Annotated in this window: 10 protein-coding genes; 2 read left to right on the top strand and 8 right to left on the bottom strand. The window is 55.0% G+C overall.

The window, feature by feature from the left end; genetic code table 11:
* Positions 1 to 58 precede the first annotated feature (58 nt).
* The 4 genes from IG168_RS14220 to IG168_RS14235 all read right to left on the bottom strand — a co-directional run bounded on the left by IG168_RS14220 (position 59) and on the right by IG168_RS14235 (position 7,473).
* Positions 59 to 2,758: a TonB-dependent receptor plug domain-containing protein gene (locus IG168_RS14220; RefSeq protein WP_193165070.1), complete on the bottom strand. Its 2,700-nt coding sequence runs from the start codon at positions 2,756 to 2,758 to the stop codon at positions 59 to 61.
* Positions 2,759 to 3,174: 416 nt separating this feature from the next.
* A complete protein-coding gene (locus IG168_RS14225; RefSeq protein WP_193165071.1) occupies positions 3,175 to 3,759 on the bottom strand; it encodes a MarC family protein in 585 nt (194 codons plus the stop codon).
* A gap of 21 nt (positions 3,760 to 3,780) precedes the next feature.
* A complete protein-coding gene (locus tag IG168_RS14230) occupies positions 3,781 to 4,758 on the bottom strand; it encodes a class I SAM-dependent methyltransferase (protein ID WP_193165072.1) in 978 nt (325 codons plus the stop codon).
* Positions 4,759 to 4,839: 81 nt separating this feature from the next.
* Entirely contained in the window at positions 4,840 to 7,473 is a 2,634-nt protein-coding gene (locus tag IG168_RS14235) for a TonB-dependent receptor plug domain-containing protein (protein ID WP_193165073.1), read from the bottom strand.
* A gap of 643 nt (positions 7,474 to 8,116) precedes the next feature.
* On the opposite strand from IG168_RS14235, the gene IG168_RS14240 reads away from it, so the two are divergent.
* Positions 8,117 to 8,425, top strand: a complete 309-nt coding sequence (locus tag IG168_RS14240) for a hypothetical protein (protein ID WP_193165074.1) — start codon at positions 8,117 to 8,119, stop codon at positions 8,423 to 8,425.
* 136 nt (positions 8,426 to 8,561) lie between these two features.
* The gene (locus IG168_RS14245) at positions 8,562 to 10,205 is read left to right on the top strand and encodes a tetratricopeptide repeat-containing sulfotransferase family protein (protein ID WP_193165075.1); all 1,644 of its coding nucleotides are present in this window, start codon (positions 8,562 to 8,564) and stop codon (positions 10,203 to 10,205) included.
* A gap of 276 nt (positions 10,206 to 10,481) precedes the next feature.
* Here the strand turns inward: IG168_RS14245 and IG168_RS14250 are convergent, their stop codons facing one another.
* The 4 genes from IG168_RS14250 to IG168_RS20930 form a co-directional block, all read right to left on the bottom strand.
* Positions 10,482 to 13,379 (bottom strand): TonB-dependent receptor domain-containing protein, encoded by a 2,898-nt coding sequence (locus IG168_RS14250; protein ID WP_193165076.1) that lies wholly within the window; start codon positions 13,377 to 13,379, stop codon positions 10,482 to 10,484.
* Positions 13,380 to 13,665: 286 nt separating this feature from the next.
* A complete protein-coding gene (locus tag IG168_RS14255; RefSeq protein ID WP_193165077.1) occupies positions 13,666 to 16,467 on the bottom strand; it encodes a TonB-dependent receptor plug domain-containing protein in 2,802 nt (933 codons plus the stop codon).
* A 234-nt stretch (positions 16,468 to 16,701) separates the two neighbouring features.
* On the bottom strand, positions 16,702 to 19,557 hold the full coding sequence (locus IG168_RS14260) for a TonB-dependent receptor (protein ID WP_226876979.1): 2,856 nt from the start codon (positions 19,555 to 19,557) through the stop codon (positions 16,702 to 16,704).
* Between the two features lie 175 nt (positions 19,558 to 19,732).
* Entirely contained in the window at positions 19,733 to 20,800 is a 1,068-nt protein-coding gene (locus tag IG168_RS20930) for a FecR family protein (protein WP_193165078.1), read from the bottom strand.
* Between the last annotated feature and the right edge of the window lie 109 nt (positions 20,801 to 20,909).

Consider the following 20,909-nt stretch of genomic DNA (forward strand, 5'->3'; position numbering starts at 1 on the left):
CGGGATAAAAAAGGGGCGCCATAGGCGCCCCTTCTTATTCGACTTGTCGTGTCGCTGCTTAGAACTGGTAGTTAACACCAGCCCAGGCGTAGCGGCCCTGGAAGTCGTAGGCACTGTTCCAGTCGGAACCGGAAGTGGTGGCCGGTTCGCGATCGGTTACATTGTCCACACCTGCGCTCAGGCGAACCGCGTCGCTCACATCCCAGCCTGCTTTCAGGTTCAGGTAGGTGTGAGACGGCATGGCCATGTACGGGCTGTGGCCGTCACCCAGGTACTGAACATCCGCACCCAGGTTCCAGTTGTCGCCATACCAGGTAGCGCTGGCCAGGCCGCGCCATTTTACATAGGCCTCGTTAGTAGTACCGATGTAGTCCATCCGGTCGGTGGTCTGGCCGGTCTGCGAATTGTACTCTTCGTACTCCAGCAGGCGGGTCGCCTGGGCACGCAGTGCCAGCTCGCCAGCGTCGTAGTGGAAGTTCTGTACAACATCGATATCCACACCGCGGGTGTTGATCTCACCAATGTTCATCAGAGCACCTTCCAGCGCAGTGATCTGACCCGCACCGCCGTTGTCGCGTACAACGCGCTCACAGGCAGTGGCCATACCTTCACGGTAGCAGTCATCCAGGATGCGCTGCAGATCCGGTGAGGTAATGGCATCTTTCACCTGGATATCGAAGTAATCCAGGGTGATAGACAGATCTTCGGCAAAAGACGGGGTGTACACAACGCCTGCGGTCAGGGTCTTGGCCTCTTCAGGCTCCAGCTCGGAGTTGCCACCGATGTTGGTCGGGACCTGGTTGCCGGACTGTACGATACCAGCCACACAGTTTTTGCCGACACCATCGGAGTTGGTGGTACCAGTGTCACACGGATCGATCAGGTATTCGTAGCTCTGTGCGGAGCCGCTGTAGAGCTCGTAGATACCCGGTGCGCGGAAAGAGGTAGAAGCGCTGGCGCGGAAGCGTACGTCTTCCGTCGGAGCGTAAACCAGACCCAACTTACCAGTGCTTTGACCACCGAAGGTGTCAAAGTCGGAGTAGCGTACCGCCAGGTCGGCAGACAGCTCTTCCGCGTACTTCACGCCGGACAGGATCGGCATGTTGAACTCTGCGTAAGCTTCAGTGACGGAGTATTTACCTTCAGTAGCATCCTGCTGGTTGCCGAAAGTCGCACCGCTCTGAGTTTCCGCACTCGGGTTGAACTCGCCGGACTCTTCACGGTACTCGATGCCAGTGGCAAAGCCGAGGGCGCCGCCCTGGAACTGAATCGCTTCGATATCACCAGTCAGGTTGGCACCGAAGTTTTTCAGGGTGTACTGGTTGTCTTCCTTATCGGTGTAGCTGATGTAGTCAGTGACTTCTTTGCTGATACCGCCAAGGAACTGCGGGTTGGCTATGGGGGAGGTGCCGTCCAGAACCTGCTGCAGTTTGTCCTTGTTGTAGGAGTTAGAGGTGCTGTTGTCCCCTTCGTTGCGGCCGTAGCTCGCGAACGTATCCCATCCCCAGCCATTGGCCAGGTCGCCGCGCGCACCAAAGATAGCGCGATAGGTATCGGTCTGCTGTTCAGAGTCGCGGGTGCCAGCGGCAACCGGGCGCAGGCGAACGTCGAAAGAACCGCTGTCCCAGCTGTCGCCGTAATTGGCTTCCGGCATTTCCGGTTCCAGATCTTTCGGGCTGCCCTGGGCTACCCAGGCATCATGCGCGGCCTGGTAGCCAGCCAGCTCGATCTGGTAAGCGTCGTCCGCTTCCTGCCATGCCTGTTGCAGCTGCTGCTGAACGGCTGCTGGCATGTGCGCCGGAGTCAGGTTCAGGCCGTTGCTGCCGTACATCGGCTGCGCGGCCAGCTGCTGGTTGGTGGTCTTGGTGGTGTAGCTGGCTTCGCCGTACAGCTCAACAGAGTCGCTGACGGAGAAGGTGCCGTTAAAGGTCGCTGAAGAGCGCTCCATGGCGCCGGAAAGCCACATGTACTGGCCGATATCGTACGGCGTGTAACCGTCGGTCAGAGTCTTACCGTCATTGCCGACACTGAAGCTACCGTAATCGGTGAAGATATTACCGGTCGGAGACATGGAGCTGTACAGGGAAGCCCAGTCGCGATCGTTGTAGGTTATTTCGTCGCGCTTGGTGTGGCTGATGTTGCCGATAAAGCTGCCGCGCGCGCCTTCATTACCAAAGGTAATGGACAGGTCGCCAGAGTCGCCACCGCCTTCGGAGGTGGTGCCGGCTTTCGCGCTGATCTGTACGCCTTCGACAGATTTTTTCAATACAACGTTGATAACGCCGGCGACAGCATCGGAGCCGTAAATCGCGGAAGCGCCATCGGTCAGTACTTCAACACGATCAATCATGTCGACCGGAATGTTGTTCATATCCACTGCGGAACTGGTGCCCGAGCTGGAGGATACGAAACGGCGGCCGTTGACCAGGACCAGCGTGCGTTCGGAACCCAGGTTACGCAGGTCGACGAAGGAAACGCCTCCACCGCCGTTGTTGTCGTTGGCATTGATACCGGTGGTACCCATGGACGGCAGCTGGTTCAGCAGTTCGTCGATGGTGCCAACGCCGGAACGCTGGATGGCCTCGGAGTCAACGATGGTAATCGGTCCGGAGGTGGACAGCGGATCGCGGGCAATACGAGAACCGGTGACAACAACTTCTTCAACACCGGGTCCTGGAGCTGTGCTTTGAGCCATTGCGCCAGTTGCGGCGAGTGTGCCCAGCGCAGCGATTGCGACGCTCAATTTGGTCTTGATCATAATGCATCCTTCTATGTACTTAGGGTACTTATAATGCGTTTATTAGCTTGTAGCATTTAATGCGCGAGCTGACTTTAATGCATTGGGTGTCATTATGGAACTAACGTGACTTTGGGGTATCACCGAGCACTAATACAGGTTGTGTATTTTTTAAACTTTTTGTTTTTTGTATAAACAGCGGAAAAAATATATATCCGCATATATTCGTAATCTGCGTTAAATAATCTTTTTTTAAATGGTTTTTATAGTATGAGACGCTTGAAAGTGTAAATTTTCAACCATACATCGATATGGTTAAAAAATAAGCGACAGCGTTAGATTGAGCGTCGAGATGTATAGAATTACGTCATTGTGAAGCGAGTTCGAATAAAAAACATACAGTCCGTGTTCGACTTCGAGTCGAACTTTTGCGTGAATTACCCCAGGCTTTGCTTGACGCCATCAAGGAAAAGTTGCACGGCGAGCATCACCAGTACCATCCCCATCAATCGCTCTACAGCGATAAGACCGCGAGTTCCGAGCAATTTAGCGAGGGGTGCGGACGCGAGTAATATGATTGCCGACACGCCCCAGGCCCCGAGAAGTGCCAGCGTCCAGTCGAGCAATTGCTCTCCTTCGCTGTTGGTCATCAACATCAAGATCGCCATTGTGGAAGGGCCGGCCACCAGCGGAACTGCCAATGGCACAAAAAAAGGCTCACCCTCGAGGCGTTCACCCATGATGCCTCCCTCCGTCGGAAAGACCATGCGGATTGCAATTAAGAACAGAATAATCGCCCCCGCAATCCTGATTGCCTCCTGAGACAGGCCCAGCCACGCCAAAACGAACCGGCCGCCGTAGAGAAACGCTAGTAGAACGATCAGCGCAAAGATCAATTCACGCATGATCACGAAGAGCTGGCGTCTTTGAGGGACATTTTTTAGCGCCGCCAGAAATACGGGGATGTTCCCAAGAGGATCCATGACGAAGAGTAATGTTAAGAAGGCCGTCAGTGCATCCATGTGGGTGACTCTAGTGTTGGTTTAGCAGTTGGGTTTGTGGAATTCAAAAATCCAGCCAATATTGTCACCGGATTTATCAACTAGAAAGTTGCTTCTAACTTTTTTTAGTCCCTCCGATAAGAATAGATCTTCACATATTCCTACCTCACGGTCTGAAAGTGTCGCATGGATTTGTTGCTCAATTCTACTTTGTGATGCGTGTAGTTCGTCACTCAATGCAGAAATTATTTTTGCTTTTTGTTCGTCTGATGAGGTTAGAAAAGAGCCAAATAGATATCTCGCCGCGCCATTGAGGTAAATAGAAGTGGTGGCTCTGGGGAATGCTTTGGATAGGTCGAGTAAGTCTGCTTTTAAAGTCTCTATTAATCTGCGGATTGGTTGTTTGTTTACAATATCTCGGGCCTGTGCAGCAGATGCTACCTCGAAGAGTAATTTGGCAAGCTCAATCAGTTTTTTGTCAATGCCCAGCTTGGTTACACCCTTCATATAGGCATCGCGATCTTCTAGGCAGCTTTTGTGAATGGTCGATCTTTCGTGATGGCATATGGCCAAGAACTTCCCACCTTTGACCAACGTGCGCGCGATTTGTTTTATGCTTCTGGCTCTATCTGCATATTCAAAACCGAACTGTGATGTGATCAGGTTAAAGGTTTTATCAGGAAAGGGGAGTTCTTCAATCGGCGTGCATGGATAGAACCTGATTTTTTTATACAGGTCTTTTAATTTCGGGTTATTCGAATTTTCCGTCGGTTGGATATCTGCAAAGTCAGCGGCACTGATGTCAAGGTTGTTGGACTTTTCTTGCGCAGTTTTTGCAGCTATAAGAGCGATGGCGCCATTTCCTGTGGCAACATCAAGCACCTTGGCGTTATTCAGTGACGCAAACTGATCCTCCCAAAACTTGGCGAGTGTTCCTGTGTAGTTATCCGGGAATTGGCTTGCGAAAGATGTAGGGAACCCCTGTTTCCAGAATGTGGTCCATACGTTACTTTTAGACATAAAAAAGGCCTCCCGAAGGAGGCCTATCGTGTCAACAAATACTTATCAAATCAATAAGTTTTGTCTTTTGATCAGACTTTCTTAGAAGTCTTTCTTGTACTCTGCGTACCATACGCGACCGGTATTGTCATACAGCTCTGCCATGGAGAACAGGCCATCTTTGTCGAGTACCGGGTCCTCATTGGTCAGGTTGCGTGCACCGATTTTGATCTTGCCCAGAGTGCCAGCGTCGAAACCGTAAGCCAGGTTCAACGTGGTCCAGGAATCCAGATCAGTACCGCTAGCTTCCGGCAGACGATTAACAATGATTGTTTCCTGATCGTGTTTGCCAGTGTAGTCAACGGTCAGGTTGACACTGTGGCTATCCATGTTCCAGCCGAACAGGAGCTGGGCCTTGAGATCCGGATACTCGTTCAGGCCGGCACGGTCTGTAACCGGGCCCAGGAAGTAGGCATCGGTTTCGTAGCTCAGGGTGTGGGTCACCAGGGAGCTTGTGGTGAACTGGCCAAAGCTGGTGTCGATAACGCCGTTCAGGCGCAGGTCGATACCAGATACGTCCAGAGTACCGGCATTGGTTGGTGAGGAATAGAACTTGGTGTCCGGACCAGTACCAGTGCCAGTGAAGCTCACGCCGCTAGCGGGGTCGAGATCGATGCCTGCGCCCATGGCCCAGAAAATTTCCTGAACGCTCGGAGTTGAAATCGCATCTTCTACTTCCACGCTCCAGTAGCCCACGTCGACAGACCAGCCTTCCGCGAACGCCCAGTTACCACCGACAGAGAAGGAGGTGGAGGTCTCGGCATCTACGTTTTCATTAGAGGAATAGTAGGTATCCCACTGGCGCTTGACGCCTGCGTTGCTGGTTGCAGTCTCAGCGGAGAAGGTAACCGGGCCGTACAGATCAGACAGGGCCGGCGCGCGGAAGCCTTTGCCGGCGCGAGCGCGGAAGCTCAAGTCTTCGGTTGCCATAAAGGTGGCAGCGATGGTCGGGGATACTGCGGTACCGAAGTCGCTGTAATTGTCGTAACGGACTGCCGGATTCAGTTCCAGCTTTTCAGTTACGGGGATTACCGCTTCGGCAAATACCGCATATACGTCGCGATCGCCCGCAGAGGAGTTACCGGAGCTACCGCCAACAAGGCCTGCTTCGGAAGCGGCGTCGTACTGGTTGGAGTAATCCAGGGTAAAGGCTTCGCTGCCCACCAAGATCTGGGTTTCACCAGCGCTAAACCAGTCGCCGGCTGCGAATTGCAGCTGACCGTAGACTTTGCTCAATGCAGTGTAGTTATCCTGGGTAGTGGTCGCCTTCATGGCAGCGGCGCCTTCCGGAGAGAAGGGGTCGATACCGTTATTCAGGACGTAGTCGAGACCCGGGTAGGACAGGTAGTAGTAGCCATTTTCCTTGGAGGTGTAGCGGCTACGCTGGGCGTAGGCGTCGTAACTGACATTGGCGTTGATATCGCCACGGAAACCTGCAACGAAATCATATTGCTGGTCGGAAACGAAGTTATCGCGCGGCCCAATATTGGTCCAGCGATAGTAGCCAGTCAACTCGTATTCAGGAGTGATATCACCGCTCGCAAGCAATCCGTCAACGTCAATCGGGTTAGTAGCGTAGTCGGCCGGTGGGTTGATCCACGGCGCAGCCGGCGGCGCATAGCGGCCAAAAGAGTCCACTTTAGAGAACAGAACGTTAGTGTAGAACTCGACTTGGTCGGTCAGCTCGTAGCTAGCGTTCATGTAGGTGTTGACACGGTTCAGTTCCGCCTTGTTGGCAGAGACGTTGGCGTAGGCATAGCCACATACTGTGGTGCCAGGGCCGCCGCCGAGACCGACTTCCGCGCTCATCACGCCAACAAAGCCATTTTCACTGGAGCAGTCAGTGGCGGCCTGGAGGTCGTAATAATTGGTATTCGGATCATAGATCTCCCAGGCAGCACCGTAATAGGAGATGCCGTCGGACTCAGAATAGATATCAATGACGCCATCGCCATTGAAGTCTTTCTGCCAAGCGGCAGTGTAATCACGGTCTCCATCATAGATCGGGTCGCGGCGGTCCCACTCGGCAGCGATGGTGATATTGCCACGATCGTTGCTGACGCCGGTGATGAAGCTAAGGCTTTCTTCGATACCGTCGTCATTTGAGCGCTGGCCGTGACGGGTATTGATCTCGAAACCATCAAACTTTTCGCGCATGATCAGGTTGACGGCACCAGCTACGGCGTCGGAGCCGTATACAGCAGATGCGCCGTCGGCCAGAGTTTCGATGCGCTCAACGGCGGCCATCGGGATCATGTTCAGGTTTACAGACGCGGCGCCGAGGTTCGGAGAGCCGGGCAGGCGGCGGCCGTTAACCATTACCAGGGTACGGGAATCGCCCAGGCCGCGGAGGTCGATAGTGGCGTTAGACTGGGCCGAGCTGCCGGACGTCTCACTGAAAGAGCCCAGAGAGTTCAGCGCGGAGGAGCGCAGAACGTCGGCAACCATCAGGGAGCCAGTAGCATCAATGTGTTGCCGGTCCATTACAACTACTTGTGCAGCATCGTCAAAATTAGACGCGCGCTTGATGCGCGAGCCGGTAACGACGACTTCTTCTACCATCTGTGCGTCTTGTGAATCACTCTGCGCAAAGGCAGGCATGGAAGGAACCATGATCGCAGCGGCTGTCAGGCCCAGAGCGCCCTTTACAGCTGCGGACAGGAGGTTCTTTTTCATTGTAAATCCTCTCTAGATCGTTGGACTTATAGTGGATTGCCTTGAATGGCATATGTGGAAGAGGCTACCCCCAAGCGGCCACTTCCCTCCCAACACCTTTTTCAACGGATGAAAATGGCGTTTCCTCAAAGCGTGTAAGTTTTATAAATATCCTAATGGCATAATGTTGATGATGGGCACGATAGTCAGGTTTGGTTGAGTGTTCTGTTTTTTCGAGGGGGTCTTGACGAATGTGGTCAAAGGCGGGTCAACCGCTACCTGCATAAGGGGTTGTCACCATGTGGCGACTGCCAAGTCGGCGTGGGCCGTTCAGGACGCGAAGCACGCGCAGATGGATCTGGGCGGGAGTTTATCCCCGCCCGTGCGGAGCGGTGGCGCTGGAGGTGAATATTTATTGATGTCGCCGGGAAAACCGGCATATATCCCCGTGGATTTGTGACGAAGAGGGACGATTAGGCGGTTTGGGTTTCTAAATTAGTATTCTCCTCTTGAGGTAACAAGAACGAACTTAGCGACGCGTTGGAATGAGTTGAAATGCGAATGTAATCGGTCAACTTGACGCTGCAATAGTGGACGTTGCGGGGTAGAATTAGCGTTTAAATACCACGTAAAAGACGCTGTTCAGATATTCTAGGAGTTTGGAATGCGCGTAATGAATAAAATTTTATTAGCTCTCGCTGTTAGCCTGTTGGTGGCTTGCGCCAGCAATTCTCCGCCGGGAGGCGAAGAGGGCGCAATATCGTCCGGTTCTGAGAAAGCAACCGCCAATTCCATGATCGCCAAGAATGATATCGATCCCCAAAATCGGGTCATTTGTAAAGAGCGCGCCATTACTGGTTCCCGCTTTAAACAGAAGACGTGTATGACTGCTAAAGAGTGGGAAACAATGTCCAACGAATCGAAGAGGGTGGTCGATAAAGCAACGCGTAACAAAGTTCGTTATACCGACTAATCTGACGGGTGATGCCGATCGGGATGTCGGTATTCACCCGCCAATACAATCGCATGTAACGGCTACTGTTTCCGAACTCGATCCCCCCCTCCCCCTGTAGGAGGACCCCCCCCTCTTTTCCCTGCTAGTGACGCAAATGATTAGTGCAAAAAAATTTAATGAGAAGCTGTCAGGCGCCAGGCGTCTGCTGTCCACTAAGCACTTCTCCGAGGCGGAAGCTGTTTTTCTTGAGCTCCTGAATCTGGGGCAGGAGCAGGAGCTTCTCTTGCGCGAACTGGTTCGCCTGTATTGGGAGTGGGGAAAAGCTGATCAGGCGATCAGCAGTTTGGAAAAACTGATTCGGCTTGCACCCAATGAGTTGGGTTTTTACCTGGACTTGGCCAATATTTGCGAGCAGGCGGGAGATCTGGAGAAGTCGGCCGAAAGCTATCGGCAACTGTTGCAGCGCAAACCAGACCTGCCCAATACTTGGTATAACCTCGCGCGATTACTCAAGCGGTTGGGGCGAAGTTCAGAAGCTCTCGCTGCCTATCAGGAGTCGTTGCGCTATAACGTTTCAAGGCCCGAAGAAGTCTATAACAATATTGCTGTAATCTTTTCTGAAATGCGGCAGGAGTCCAAAGCTATTGCTGCTTTGGTTAAGTCTATCGAAATCAATTCGGCATATATCTCTGCCCGGTTTAATCTGGGGGGCATTTACGAGGAAAGCGGTGATCCAGAAAAGGCGCTTGAGCAGTATAAGAAAATCCTCTCTCTCGATCCTGATTGCTTTCCAGCGCTGTGTCGAATTGCCAATATGCCACGTGGTTCCATCGATATTGATTGGCTATTAATAGAGATTCAAAAAGCGCTCGAAAAGCCCAGTGTCGAGACTCGAGTTCGCGAGGAGCTTTTGTTCTCTAAGGGTAAATTGTTTGATGAGTGCCGGAAATTTTCTGAGGCATTCAAAGCTTTTCGCGATGCCAATGAATTGGGGCGCAGGAGGTTTCCAGCCTATAGTAAAGTTGAACATGAGAAAAAGATTGAAGAAATCATCAATGTTTTCAATCGCGACTGGTTTTCGAATCTAAAAGGTTGTTCCAGCTTGGCGCCTGTCTTTATTTGTGGGATGTACCGGTCCGGGTCGACACTGGTTGAGCAGATTTTGAGTGGGCATCCGAGGGTGACTGCGGGTGGCGAGCTGGATTACTTTCCAACGATTGGGATGGATAGGCTGTTGGCTTCTGCCGATACTGGAACTCGAGATGAGTACATCCAGTCTGCTGCCAGTGGTTATTTGGATTACCTTGCTCAGCGATTCGAGAGTGCCAGCCAGGTGACTGACAAACGCCCGGACAACTATCTGAATCTTGGGGTTATAAAAACGCTATTTCCGCAAGCCAAGGTGATCTGGACCAGAAGGGGGTTGCTCGATAACTGCCTTTCTATCTACTTTCAGTATCTGGGCGGAGATATGAACTACTCAGTGGATCTGGATTTTATCGGGCACTACTACACGCAACAATGTAAATTGATGGAGCACTGGTGTTCGCTATTTCCTGAAACTATCTATCCGATTTCTTATGAAAACCTAGTGGACTTCCCTGATAGGGAAGTCCGTGCTTTGCTCGAATTCCTGGGGTTGGAGTGGAACTCTACCTGCCTGGATTTCAGTAATCGGGACAACTACGTGAAAACTGCCAGTATCTGGCAGGTTAGGGAGTCGGTTCACAAGCGAGCCAAGTCCAGGCATGAGCATTACACGACGTTTATTGGTGTTCTGGATAAATACAAGGATTAGCGTATTTATTGGCTATGGCTGAGTAATTTGTAGAGATCTTCGATTTTTCCTTAATCGAAATTCAAGCAGTCGTTACGTTAGGATAACTTGCAGGATTCTACGGCTGGTGGGGTTCGGTTTCCTATCCGTTTTTTTTCAAAATGAACATTCGTAAATGCTCCTTGAAACGGGGGCTTATATGTGAACTTTTTAGGTGGTGGGTGGCGAGGTGGCCGGCATAAAAAAGCGCGGCAGATTACTCTGCCGCGCTTTTCACTATAGGCTGCTACAAGCTAATTAGAAGTCTACAGTGAAGCCCAGGAAGGCGTAACGACCCAGAGCATCGTAAGTGCCCGGGAAGGTGTTGCCGTTGCCGTAGATGCTGGGGCCAGCATCGGAAGTTAGCGGCGGCTCTTCGTCCAGAACGTTGTTGATACCACTACGTACAGTCAGGTTGTCGGTAGCGGCCCAGGACGCAGACAGGTCGAAGTAGTCGACGGCATCGAAATCAGCTTGGTGTGATCCGAGGTCTTCTACATCGCCAATGTGTCGCCAAGCACCGGTCACATCCAGACCTGCCAGTGGGGTAGCCCAGGTAGCGCGCATTGTACCTACGAACTCCGGGGTCGGCGCACCACAGGAGGCGCCCCAGTAACCTACACAGTCGATAACTTCCGCGCCCGGGATTTCTTGCTGGTCCCACTTGGTCAGGAAGGTGGCGATGTAGTTCATATCGATGGAGCCCATGGAGCCGATGTCAAAGCCATAGTTGGCATTGATGTCGACACCTGCGGTCTCGAAGAAGCCGATGTTTGCAGCCGGAGAAACGATGGATGCTTCACCAAGCCACAGGTTGCCGTTGGGACCACGGTTAATCTTGCCGCAGCTGGCAGCGTCGTTGTTGAGCTGGCACTGGTCAAGAATGAAGCCGGGGTCGACTTCCTTGATGGCGTCGGTCACTTCGATATCGAAGTAGTCTACGCTGACGGTCAGGCCTTCCACGTAGCTCGGGCTGTAAACGAAGCCGGCGGAGAAAGTCTCAGATTCTTCCGGCTTGAGGGTGGCGGTACCGCCTCCGATGTAATTGTACTGGCCAGCCGGGTTCTGCGGGATATTGCCGTACTGGTCGGCAGTAACGCCGGAGCGCATACATTCTTCCAGTGTGGCTGTCGGATCAACACCACAGGGATCGGAATCCATATCGAAGAGGCTGATGCCGTTAGGAGTAAACAGCTCGCGGATGTTGGCGTGGCGAACGGCTGACTGGAAGCTGGCGCGCAATTTGATGTCGGAAACCGGTGTCCAGTCCAGGCCGACCTTGTAGGTATCGGTTTGAACGTCGGTGCTGTAGTCGGAGTAGCGGTAAGCCATTTCCATGCCCAGGTATTCGGCACCCGGCTTACCGGAAATCAGCGGTACGTTGATCTCGGTAAAGGCTTCCTTCACGCTCAGGGAGCCGCTAACACCTTTGGTCGGGCCACCTTGGCCGGCGCCGTCACCAGTCTGGAAGCCATTGTCTGGATTGTAAGTCAACGCTTCACGACGGCTTTCCAGACCAAATACTACCGCGATGCCGGAATCTGCAGTAGGCAGTTGCACACCGTAGTCGCCCAGGTCGCCGGTAACGTAGCCGGAGTAGATTTCCTGTTCGGTGGTGCCGCGTGCGAACAGCGGCAGGATCAGGTAGTTCAGGGCTTCCTGGGTTACACCGCCTTCCTGGAAGATGTTCCAGGGCACACAGCTTGGGTCGGAGCCGTCCAATACGGACTGACATACCGGCTGGCCAAAGGTTTCTGAGCCCACACGGTCATCTGTTTTGACATTCAGTGAACGGCCAATGCGAGTAGAAGACATATCATTGAGATAGGTTTCTTGCATGCTCACTTCAGCGTACTGAGCGTAGGCGTCGTAGGACCAGGTTTGGTTGATGTCGCCACGCAGACCGAACACACCGCGGAAAGTGGTGTGACGCAGGTCGTCCTGGCGCGGGCCACCTTCTACGTTGCGGCGACCGATATAGAAAGGTGCACTGTCGTCAGCGGTCAGGCCGGCGCTGGTGCAGATCAGATCGCGCTGCTGGTCCGACAGCAGGGGGTTGTCGCAGTTGATGCTGTCGGTAATGAAGAAGTTACCAGACGGGGCGATCTGCGCAACGGTGCGGTCGTCGGCGTAGGATAGCTGGGTGTAGGCAGTGACATTGTCGTTGATGTCATAGTGACCGAATACACCCATGGTCCAGCGCTCGTCCGGACGCTGGAAGTAGTTCAGCGGGCCGTAGTTGTATGCTGTGCCATCCCAGGGTACGAATTGGTCGCCCGAGACAGTGAAGTCGTTGCCACTATTTTTAACAAAATCAGTGAAGCGGCCAGTCGGGATGGTGGAGGAACCACCACAGCCGAAGGAATCGGGAGAGCCTTTCAGCGAGCAGCTGCTGTAATCGCGGTCAGACTGCAGAACGGCATCGATCTTGCGGTAGTTGGCATAGCCGGTCACGTTGCCGCGGCCACCGTCCAGGTTTGCACCCATGATCAGCGAGAAATCGTTGGTCTCACCGTCGGTCACGCTGCCGTCAGCAACATCAAAACCTTGTGATTTTACGACGCTCTGGATGCGGCTGTTGTCGTTGTTGTGCTGGTATGCGCTGGTCTGAGTCTCGAAGCGCACTCCCTCGAAGTCGTCCTTCATGATGAAGTTGACAACACCGGCAATCGCATCGGAGCCGTAGGTTGCGGAAGAGCCACCAGTCAGCACTTCTACGCGCTCAACCAGTCCGGCTGGGATCTGGTTCAGGTCGGCACCGGAGCCGCCGGAAATCGGAGAGCCTGCGGGCATGCGGCGGCCGTCGATCAGCACCAGGGTGCGCTCGGAACCCAGACCTCGAAGGTCAACAGTGGCGGTACCGGTAGCGCCGTTGGCCATGCCAGCAGTCTGAGTAGCCGCTACCTGCGGCAGCTTGTTGATCATGTCTTCAACGCGGACAACACCGGTTGCTTTCATGTCTTCGGAGCTGACGGAAGTCACCGGGCTGACGCTGGTCTCGTTCGCGTCGCGCTGAATACGGGAGCCGGTAACAACAACCTCTTCCACCATGGTGGCATCTTGCTGTGCGAAGGCGGGCATGGCGGGAACCAGTACTGCGGCTGCGGTCAGGCCCAGAGCCCCCTTCACAGCTGCGGACAGAAGGTTCTTTTTCATTGTAAATCCTCTCTAAATCGTTGGATTTATTGTGTTTTGCCTCAAAGGGCGGTATGTGAAAGCGGCTACCCCCACGTGGCCGCTTCCCTCCCAACATACCTATGAACGAATGGCACGATAGTCCCCTCAATAAAAATTCATTTTTTTTCCAAAAAAGCGCAATGACAGCTTTGGTAGGATTGGGTGGTCAAATTTTGATCAGAAAGGAAGGGGGGGAGACTGCTAACGATGGTGGCGAGGTGGGGAGGAGAGAGCCCCCGCCCGGAAGCGGGCGGGGGGAGGTGGATCAGAAGGTGAAAGTCACGGTACCGTAGAAGAAGCGACCCAGCGTGTCATAAGTGATCGGCAGGGTGTTCATATCGTCGTAGTTGGTGAGATAGGGCGGCTGCTGGTTCCAGACGTTGCGGATACCGCCGGAGATTTTCATGTTCTGCCAGCAGAAGTAGCTGCCCTGCACGTCCATATACCAGGTAGTATCTCCGTGGGTGGAGAGGTCGGTGTCACCGGGGTTGACATCGTCCACCGGGCCAATCCAGCGCAGTAGTGCACCCGCACTCCAGTTTTCCTCCTCGTAGTCCAGGCCGACAAAGCCCTTCCACTCCGGAAAGCCGGTAATGGCGGTGGTTACCGGATCCGCGCCGAAATAACCCGCCAGATCGATTTCCGGCTCCTCGCTACTGGCCTGGAACTTGTAATCATTCAACCAGGTGGTCTGGGCGCGGGCGGTCACGGTGCCGTTCCAGAAATCCTGGCTGTAGTCGAAGCCCAGGTCGACACCGGAGGTCTCGAAGGTGGAGATATTCTGGCTATTCAAAAGTTGACCGGCGATGGTGCCGTCAGATTGCCGGAACCGACTGGGGCCAGTGGGGGTATTTAGCGGTTGGCTTCCTACCGATTGGGCGCCAGAAAAATAGAGGTCGCAATTGGGGCTGGAGAAGTTGGGGCTTAGAAAGCAGCTCTGGACCAGAGTGTTGGTGGTAAAGGTGCCGAGAGCATCGTCCACCGTAATGGAGTAGTAATCCAGGGTGAAGCTCATATCCTCCACAAAGGTGGGCGTCCAGACAATACCGAAGGTCCAGCTTTCGGATGTCTCTTCCTTCAAATCCGGGTTGCCGCCAAATAACCCTGTGGCTTGCGGGGCGGCAAGGAGGGCGTTGGTCGGGTCGACGCCATCGGCCTGACAGTTGGCGCGGAGGGTGGCGTTGCCGCTCTGGTTCCACTGGTAGCATGGGTCGCTATAGCTTTCAGCAGAGAGTTCCTGCGGCGAGTACAGGTCATCGATCCCCGGGGCGCGGAAACCCTGTGACCAGGTGCCGCGGAAGCGCAGTTGCTCTATCGGGGCATAGTCGATAACTGCGGCCCAGGTGGTGTCCGCGCCAATAGTGTCGTAGTCGGAGTAGCGGAACGAGGCTTCGGCGGCGAGGGTCTCGGCCCAGGATTCGCCTTCGAAAAACGGCATGCGAATCTCACCGTAGGCCTCATCCACTTTGTAGCTGCCACCCCAGGATTCACCGGTGACAAAATAGATCTGCCCGAGCTCGGCTGCGCCGTCTGCGGTGACCTCGGCGGATTCGGAGCGGTGCTCGTAACCGATTGCCCACTGGAAGGGCTCACTGGTCAGGGAGAAATCGCCGAAATCGCCGGTCAGGTTGGCCTGTAGCTGGCGCAGGGTCGACTTTTCTACCGGTGAGTTGGTCACGGTGGCGTAGTCGATCTGGGCCTGGGTCAGGGTGTCGCTGTGGAAGGGATCCCAGAGCCCGGGACAGTCGGCGTCCTCAGAGCAGGGCGTGGATACCGGGTTGCCATCGGTGTCGACAGAGCCGAGCAGTGTATCGAATCTCGGTTGGTTGGCCCGCCCCAGTTCGATTTGCGGATCCACCCAGCGAGCGTAATTATAGGAAACATCCCAGTTCCACTCGTTGCACCATTCGCCTTTCAGGCCGATCACGCCGCGCCAGGTGCTGACATCCTGGAAGAAAGCGCGTCCACCGGTCTCGGTGATCCGCCGGCCGATATTGACGTCTTCACCGACCGGGTTGAAGGGCTGGTCCGCCGGGATTCTCGGTCCCCAGAAGGTACCCTCAGGGGCGAGTAACTGATCAGACCGCCGGTTGGCATACATGAGTTGGCCAAAGGTATCCAGCGTGGTGACATCCTTAAAGTCCGCCAGTTGGTACTCGCCGTAGCCGTACATGGTGACGACTTCCTGCGGCGTAATCAGATAACTGGCCGTTGCGTAGTTGAAGGAGTCGATGGTGGAGTCGTAGAGCCGCACCTGATTGGTATTTGGATCTACGACATAGCTCAGACCATCGGCGCGGGAAAAGCGCGCCGGGCTTGTGGTACCACTGCCGCCGCAGGGCACCCGGTCGCCAGTTTCAAACCGGGGGCAGTCCGAAAAACGGCGGTCGCCCTGGAAGACATCCTGGCGTTTGCTCCACTCGGTGTTGAAGACGACATGGCCATTGTCGCCACCGGTGCCGAGCGTCAAGTTCGCGCTGTATTCCTGGCCATCGTTGTGGGTGGAGGTACCGGCGTAAAAGCTTGTCTCTGCGCCTTCAAAGTTTTTCTTGGTGATGATGTTGATGACGCCGGCAATGGCGTCTGAGCCGTAAATGGTAGAAGCGCCATCCCGGAGGACTTCGATCCGTTCGATGATCGATGTGGGGATGGTGTTCAGGTCGACGACGCCAGTGGAGGTGCCGGCGGATACCATGCGTCGGCCATCTACGAGTACCAGGGTGCGTTGTGAACCCAGGCCCCGGAGGGATACTGTCGCCAGACCCGGGTTGCCATTGTTAACCGATGAACCGAGCTGGCCGCCGGTCACGGATGGAATTTCCTGCAGGAAATTTTCCAGGGTAGTCTGGCCGGACTTTTCCAGCGCCGCCGCATCGAAAACACTGATTGGCGTCGCGCTGGTTGCGTCGGTAGTGCGTTGGATGCGCGAACCGGTGACAACCACTTCCTCAACCTGTTGTTGCGGTTGGTCCTGAGCAAACGACAAAGTGGCAAAGCTGGTGGTGGTTACGGCTGCGGTGGCTGCGATTGCGCCCTTGATTGCCCGGGATAGACGGGATCTGTCCATGGTATACCTCTCCTGATACCGGTTCTAAACGCCGAATACGGCAGTGTCCTCCCTGACAACTGCAAAACTACTATCAACAGAGGCTTGCTAAAACACTAGAACATTTTTTCTACATGGGGAGGTTTGTTCGAACATTCACACGCCTTTGGCATTCAGTGCCGGTTATTTCTATGTCAGCCCGGCGCTTGGCGATGACGGTATGCGTTGCAGGGGAAGGGATGAAGTGGCGGAAATTTAAAAATTGTAGGCGAGCGTCGTGTACAAGTAGCGCCCACTGAGATCGTAGGTTCTGCCGTCGTAATTGTCGTTAAATGCGGTGGCTGCGAACGGTGGTTCCCGATCGAAAAGATTGTCGATTCCGACGGCGAAACGCAGGCCCGCGCGAAAAATATAAGCCAATTGTAGATCGTTGCTGGTCCAGCTTTTAACTTTTCGGGTCACGCTCGCCGAGTCGCGCGTAAATGTCTCGTCAAGGTCACTGACATAATGGATGGTGTAGCCGCCTTCCCAGTTTCCTTTGTGCCAGTAGATCCCGGTATTGGCTTTTAACTGTGGTAATGAGCCCGCACCGCCGCTGGCAGGATCGACAAAGGTGCCGGCCAGATCTTCGATCGGTGAACCTGGCGCCGGTTGGTTGAGATAGTGCTCCATATGGCTGGCATTGAGTGAAAGGCGCAGCTGGCCGAGGCGCTCAGAGGTGCGTTCATAACGCAGGGAAAGATCTAACCCGCGTACTTCCCTTGCACCTATATTCAAGCGCGTGGCGAGAATCTTGACGATATCACCGCGCTCGTCGCGCAGGACCCGATTGGTAAACAGTCCGCCATAGGCGTTCTTGTTGATCAGGTATTGGGGGCTGGTATCGATCACATCGTTCTGTCGAATATCGAAAAGATCCAGTGTGGCACTGAAGCCTTTCAACAATGTCGGTGTCCAGACAATGCCAAAGGAACGGTTATCGGAGGTCTCTGGTTGCAAGTCCGGGTTGCCGCCAAACTCAGTCAGGTATTGAATGCGAGCGCCGTCGGCCTGGCCGCGACAGCCGGGCAAACTGGCCGCGTCGCTTCCGGTGCATGGATCGAACAGATATTCCTGACTTTGGTAGCCACTCTGATTCATGTCGATCAGGGTCGGCGCTTTGAAGCCCGTAGCATAACTGGCACGGAACAAAATGGATGGCAGTGGCCGCCAGCGCAGCGATACTTTCGGGTTGGCGGTGTTGCCGAAATCACTGTAGTCGGAATAGCGAATGGCGCCGTCGACCCAGAGGTGATCCGCAACCAGTGGTATGGATATTTCGGCGAAAGTTTCGGCAATCAGTCGTTCACCCTCGGCGGAACCGGACGCGTGACCGCCGATAAATGACATGCCCATGGCATCGTTGGATTCAACGTTGATGGACTCGCGACGCACTTCGATACCCGCAGCCGCCAGAATGTCACCGGCGCTATAACTACCGAGAACGCCGTTGGCCATATAGATCAGGGATGACATATGTGCACTGCCATCCACGAGACTCTCACCGCGTATAAAATCCTGCTGTGCAGCATCAATACCACCGCTGGGCCCGAGTAGGTTCACTGGTACGCAGTCATTCGCCGGGCCACACAGACTCGACCCTTTCAGGCCGATGGCCAGCTTGGTCGGATCGATCAGGTTGCTCAGGCTCTCTTCGGCATTTGTGTAATGCAAGGCCATGGCCAGTTCCCACTGCCAGGAATCCCACTGGCCCTTGAAGCCGGTATTGAAACGCAAGGTTTTGGTCTGGTTGTTTTGCTTGCGCGGGCCCAGTTCCAGAACCCGCTTGCGGACGTCCAGGATGTCCTGGCCGAATGGGTTGTAGATGTTGTCGGCGCTGATAGTGAGATCGCCGTTGTCAAAGCGGGTAAATACCGGTGTCGGTGCCAGTGTGGTTTCCGAACGGGTGCCGACGCCCATGGCCTCGACAAAAAACAGGGAGTTTTCGTCCAGATCCAGATTGCCCTCGATATAGACGGACTGGCGCTCGGAGGGAACGACTGCGGACGTATATTCGCTATAGTCGTAGCGATCCTCCTGGTTCCAGTTTCTGTAGCTGTCCTGGCCATCGTTGGTAACGACGGTGCCGTTATTTAGCGCGATAAAGGCCCCGGGGGAGGCGGAAGAGCGCAGATCGGTGCCGCCGCGCTCGCGGTTGTCGGCGGAGTCTGAAAGCTCGCGGTCGCGGCTCATCAGTGCGCCTTGCCGAAAATGGGCGAGGCTCAGCATCACATGGCCCCGTTCGCCGCTCTTCCCCCAGGTCACGTGGTAGGACTGGGTTTCCTGGTCGCCGCGCTCAGCGGCACCGTAATAGCTATTGACCGAGAGCCCCTCGAAATCGCGGCGCAGAATGATGTTGACCACACCCGCAATGGCATCGGAACCATAGACGGCTGAAGCGCCGTCCTTGAGAATTTCAATCCGATCTACAGCGGATAACGGGATGCTGTTCAGGTCCGCCGCTTCACCACCAAAGCCGTTGCTGACGATACGTCGGCCATTGATCAGAACCAGAGTATTACTCGCGGGCAGTCCGCGCAGGGTCACGGTGGCTGTGCCGTCGCCGCCATTGCTGACCGAGGTGCTGGTGGAGTTGCCGGCCACGGCGGGCAGGAACTTCAGTAGTTCGGCGATCGTCTGGGCGCCGGTGATCTCCAGCTCCGGCTGGGCAAGCACGTCGATGGGCGCATAGCTTTCGAGGCGCGCATGACGCAGGTGGCTACCAGTCAAGCTGCGCGCCGTCACCGTGATTTCTTCGGTTTGTGACGGCGGCGCCCCGTTCGAGTCCATGGTCTCAGTTGGGTTGGCAACCACAGCGAAGGCGGCAGGGCCAACGCGCTGATAGGTGAAAGGGGTCCCCTGCAACAATGACCGCAGGGCGGGTTCAAACTCGCCGTTTTCGCTTTTGATTGTCTGTTCAGGCAGGGCGAAGGTAGCGGCAGAATTGGCGTGTATCAGTACCGACACTTTGCATTCGCGGCCGAGGGCAATTAGTGCACGAGACAGTGTGTCGGCGGGCAGCTGGACACCATTTTCCGGGCATACGGCGGCCGCCTTGCCTGAAAATGCCATCAGGGTCGCCAATGACAGTGTCGCCCAGTGCCTGCTAATCAAGTGTGTGCCCGTCTCACCATGGTTGCCCTCACGCCGCGTTGCGTGGAGCAGCTTTTTCTTTGTAATAATTTGATTAGGGCGCTATCAGCGTAGGAAACTGTACAAATATCGAACGCCCGTGCGAGTTTATAACTTAGTTGGGCTTGGGAGACAAGAGAGTCAGGTTGGGGTCGCTGTGATCTTCTTCCAGATCCAGTGCGGCTGCAATCGCTGACAGGGTGTGTTCCGGGTCGGAGAGTTCGAAAGTACCGGACAGAGCGCGCTCGCGCACTGTATTGTCCGCCTTTGCGGGGGTCTGCAGATAGCGGTTGAGCTCCTCGAGGGCCTCGGCCAGCGGCGTCTGTTCAAACACCAGCACGCCACGGGTCCAGTCAATGGCCTCTTCAGTGGAGGTATGGCTGACCCGGCCGAGGCCGGTATTGGAAACGCTGACTTTCTGGTCCTTGACCAGCTTGACCGAATCCGGCCGCAGGCCGGGAGCACTCTGGGCTTCGCTCACGGCAACGACGCCGTGAGTCACGGACACGCGAGTGGACTCCGGGTTGCGTTCAATATTGAACTTGGTGCCCAGCACGCGGATGTTGGCCTTGCCGGCCGCGACGGTGAACGGACGCGAGGTCTGGCGTGCCACCTGGAAGTACGCTTCACCGCGTAAGAGGCGGGTGTGGCGCTCATTCCGGGTGTAGGCGACACGGAGTTCGGTGTTGGTGTTGAGTTCGATCTGTGAACCATCCGATAGGGTCACGGTACGGGTTTCGCCGACGTTGGTGGCGTAAACCTGTTCGCCCAGCTGATTGTTGCTCATCCACAGATTGCCGACCCACAGGGTCACCATCAGGCAGGCCGCAACCAGTCCGCCGCCCATGAGCCATTGGGACAGGTTCCAGCCATGGGAGGCCACAGCGGTGTCACTATATGCTGGAGTCGATTGTGCGGTGCTGCGTTTGGTCGCAGTGCGTGTGCTCGGGCGGCTTTCGGGGAAGAGTTCGTCGATGGGCATGTGAGCGAGAGCGCCCAGGTCGCCCCAGAGCTCGCTCATCTCTTCAAACGCTTGCTGGTTGCCGGTCGAAGCGGTCATCCAGGCGCTAAACTCGCGGCGGTCGGCAGCGCTGACAGCGTCCGAGCGCAGGCGCGCAATCCAGGCGCAGGCCTGGTCGAGCGCTTCTTCGCTGGCTGTTTGCTCAATGTCCGCAGATTTCACCGCTACCTAACCTTGATTCGACTCTAAAAAGGGGGCACTTTGTTGTGACGCCGCCCATTTTTGGTGCATTCTAATAAAAGTGACCCGTTTGGCGCGATTTTTTTCGTGC

The organism is Microbulbifer hainanensis (assembly GCF_014904735.1).
GTDB lineage: Bacteria > Pseudomonadota > Gammaproteobacteria > Pseudomonadales > Cellvibrionaceae > Microbulbifer > Microbulbifer hainanensis.

What these genes read in the sequence shown, in the direction of transcription:
- IG168_RS14220 (WP_193165070.1), bottom strand. Translation starts at nt 2,758, where the DNA reads ATGATCAAGACCAAATTGAGCGTCGCAATCGCTGCGCTGGGCACACTC.
- IG168_RS14260 (WP_226876979.1), bottom strand. Translation starts at nt 19,557, where the DNA reads ATGGCATTTTCAGGCAAGGCGGCCGCCGTATGCCCGGAAAATGGTGTC.
- IG168_RS14240 (WP_193165074.1), top strand. Translation starts at nt 8,117, where the DNA reads ATGCGCGTAATGAATAAAATTTTATTAGCTCTCGCTGTTAGCCTGTTG.
- IG168_RS14225 (WP_193165071.1), bottom strand. Translation starts at nt 3,759, where the DNA reads ATGGATGCACTGACGGCCTTCTTAACATTACTCTTCGTCATGGATCCT.
- IG168_RS14245 (WP_193165075.1), top strand. Translation starts at nt 8,562, where the DNA reads ATGATTAGTGCAAAAAAATTTAATGAGAAGCTGTCAGGCGCCAGGCGT.
- IG168_RS14250 (WP_193165076.1), bottom strand. Translation starts at nt 13,379, where the DNA reads ATGAAAAAGAACCTTCTGTCCGCAGCTGTGAAGGGGGCTCTGGGCCTG.
- IG168_RS14230 (WP_193165072.1), bottom strand. Translation starts at nt 4,758, where the DNA reads ATGTCTAAAAGTAACGTATGGACCACATTCTGGAAACAGGGGTTCCCT.
- IG168_RS14235 (WP_193165073.1), bottom strand. Translation starts at nt 7,473, where the DNA reads ATGAAAAAGAACCTCCTGTCCGCAGCTGTAAAGGGCGCTCTGGGCCTG.
- IG168_RS14255 (WP_193165077.1), bottom strand. Translation starts at nt 16,467, where the DNA reads ATGGACAGATCCCGTCTATCCCGGGCAATCAAGGGCGCAATCGCAGCC.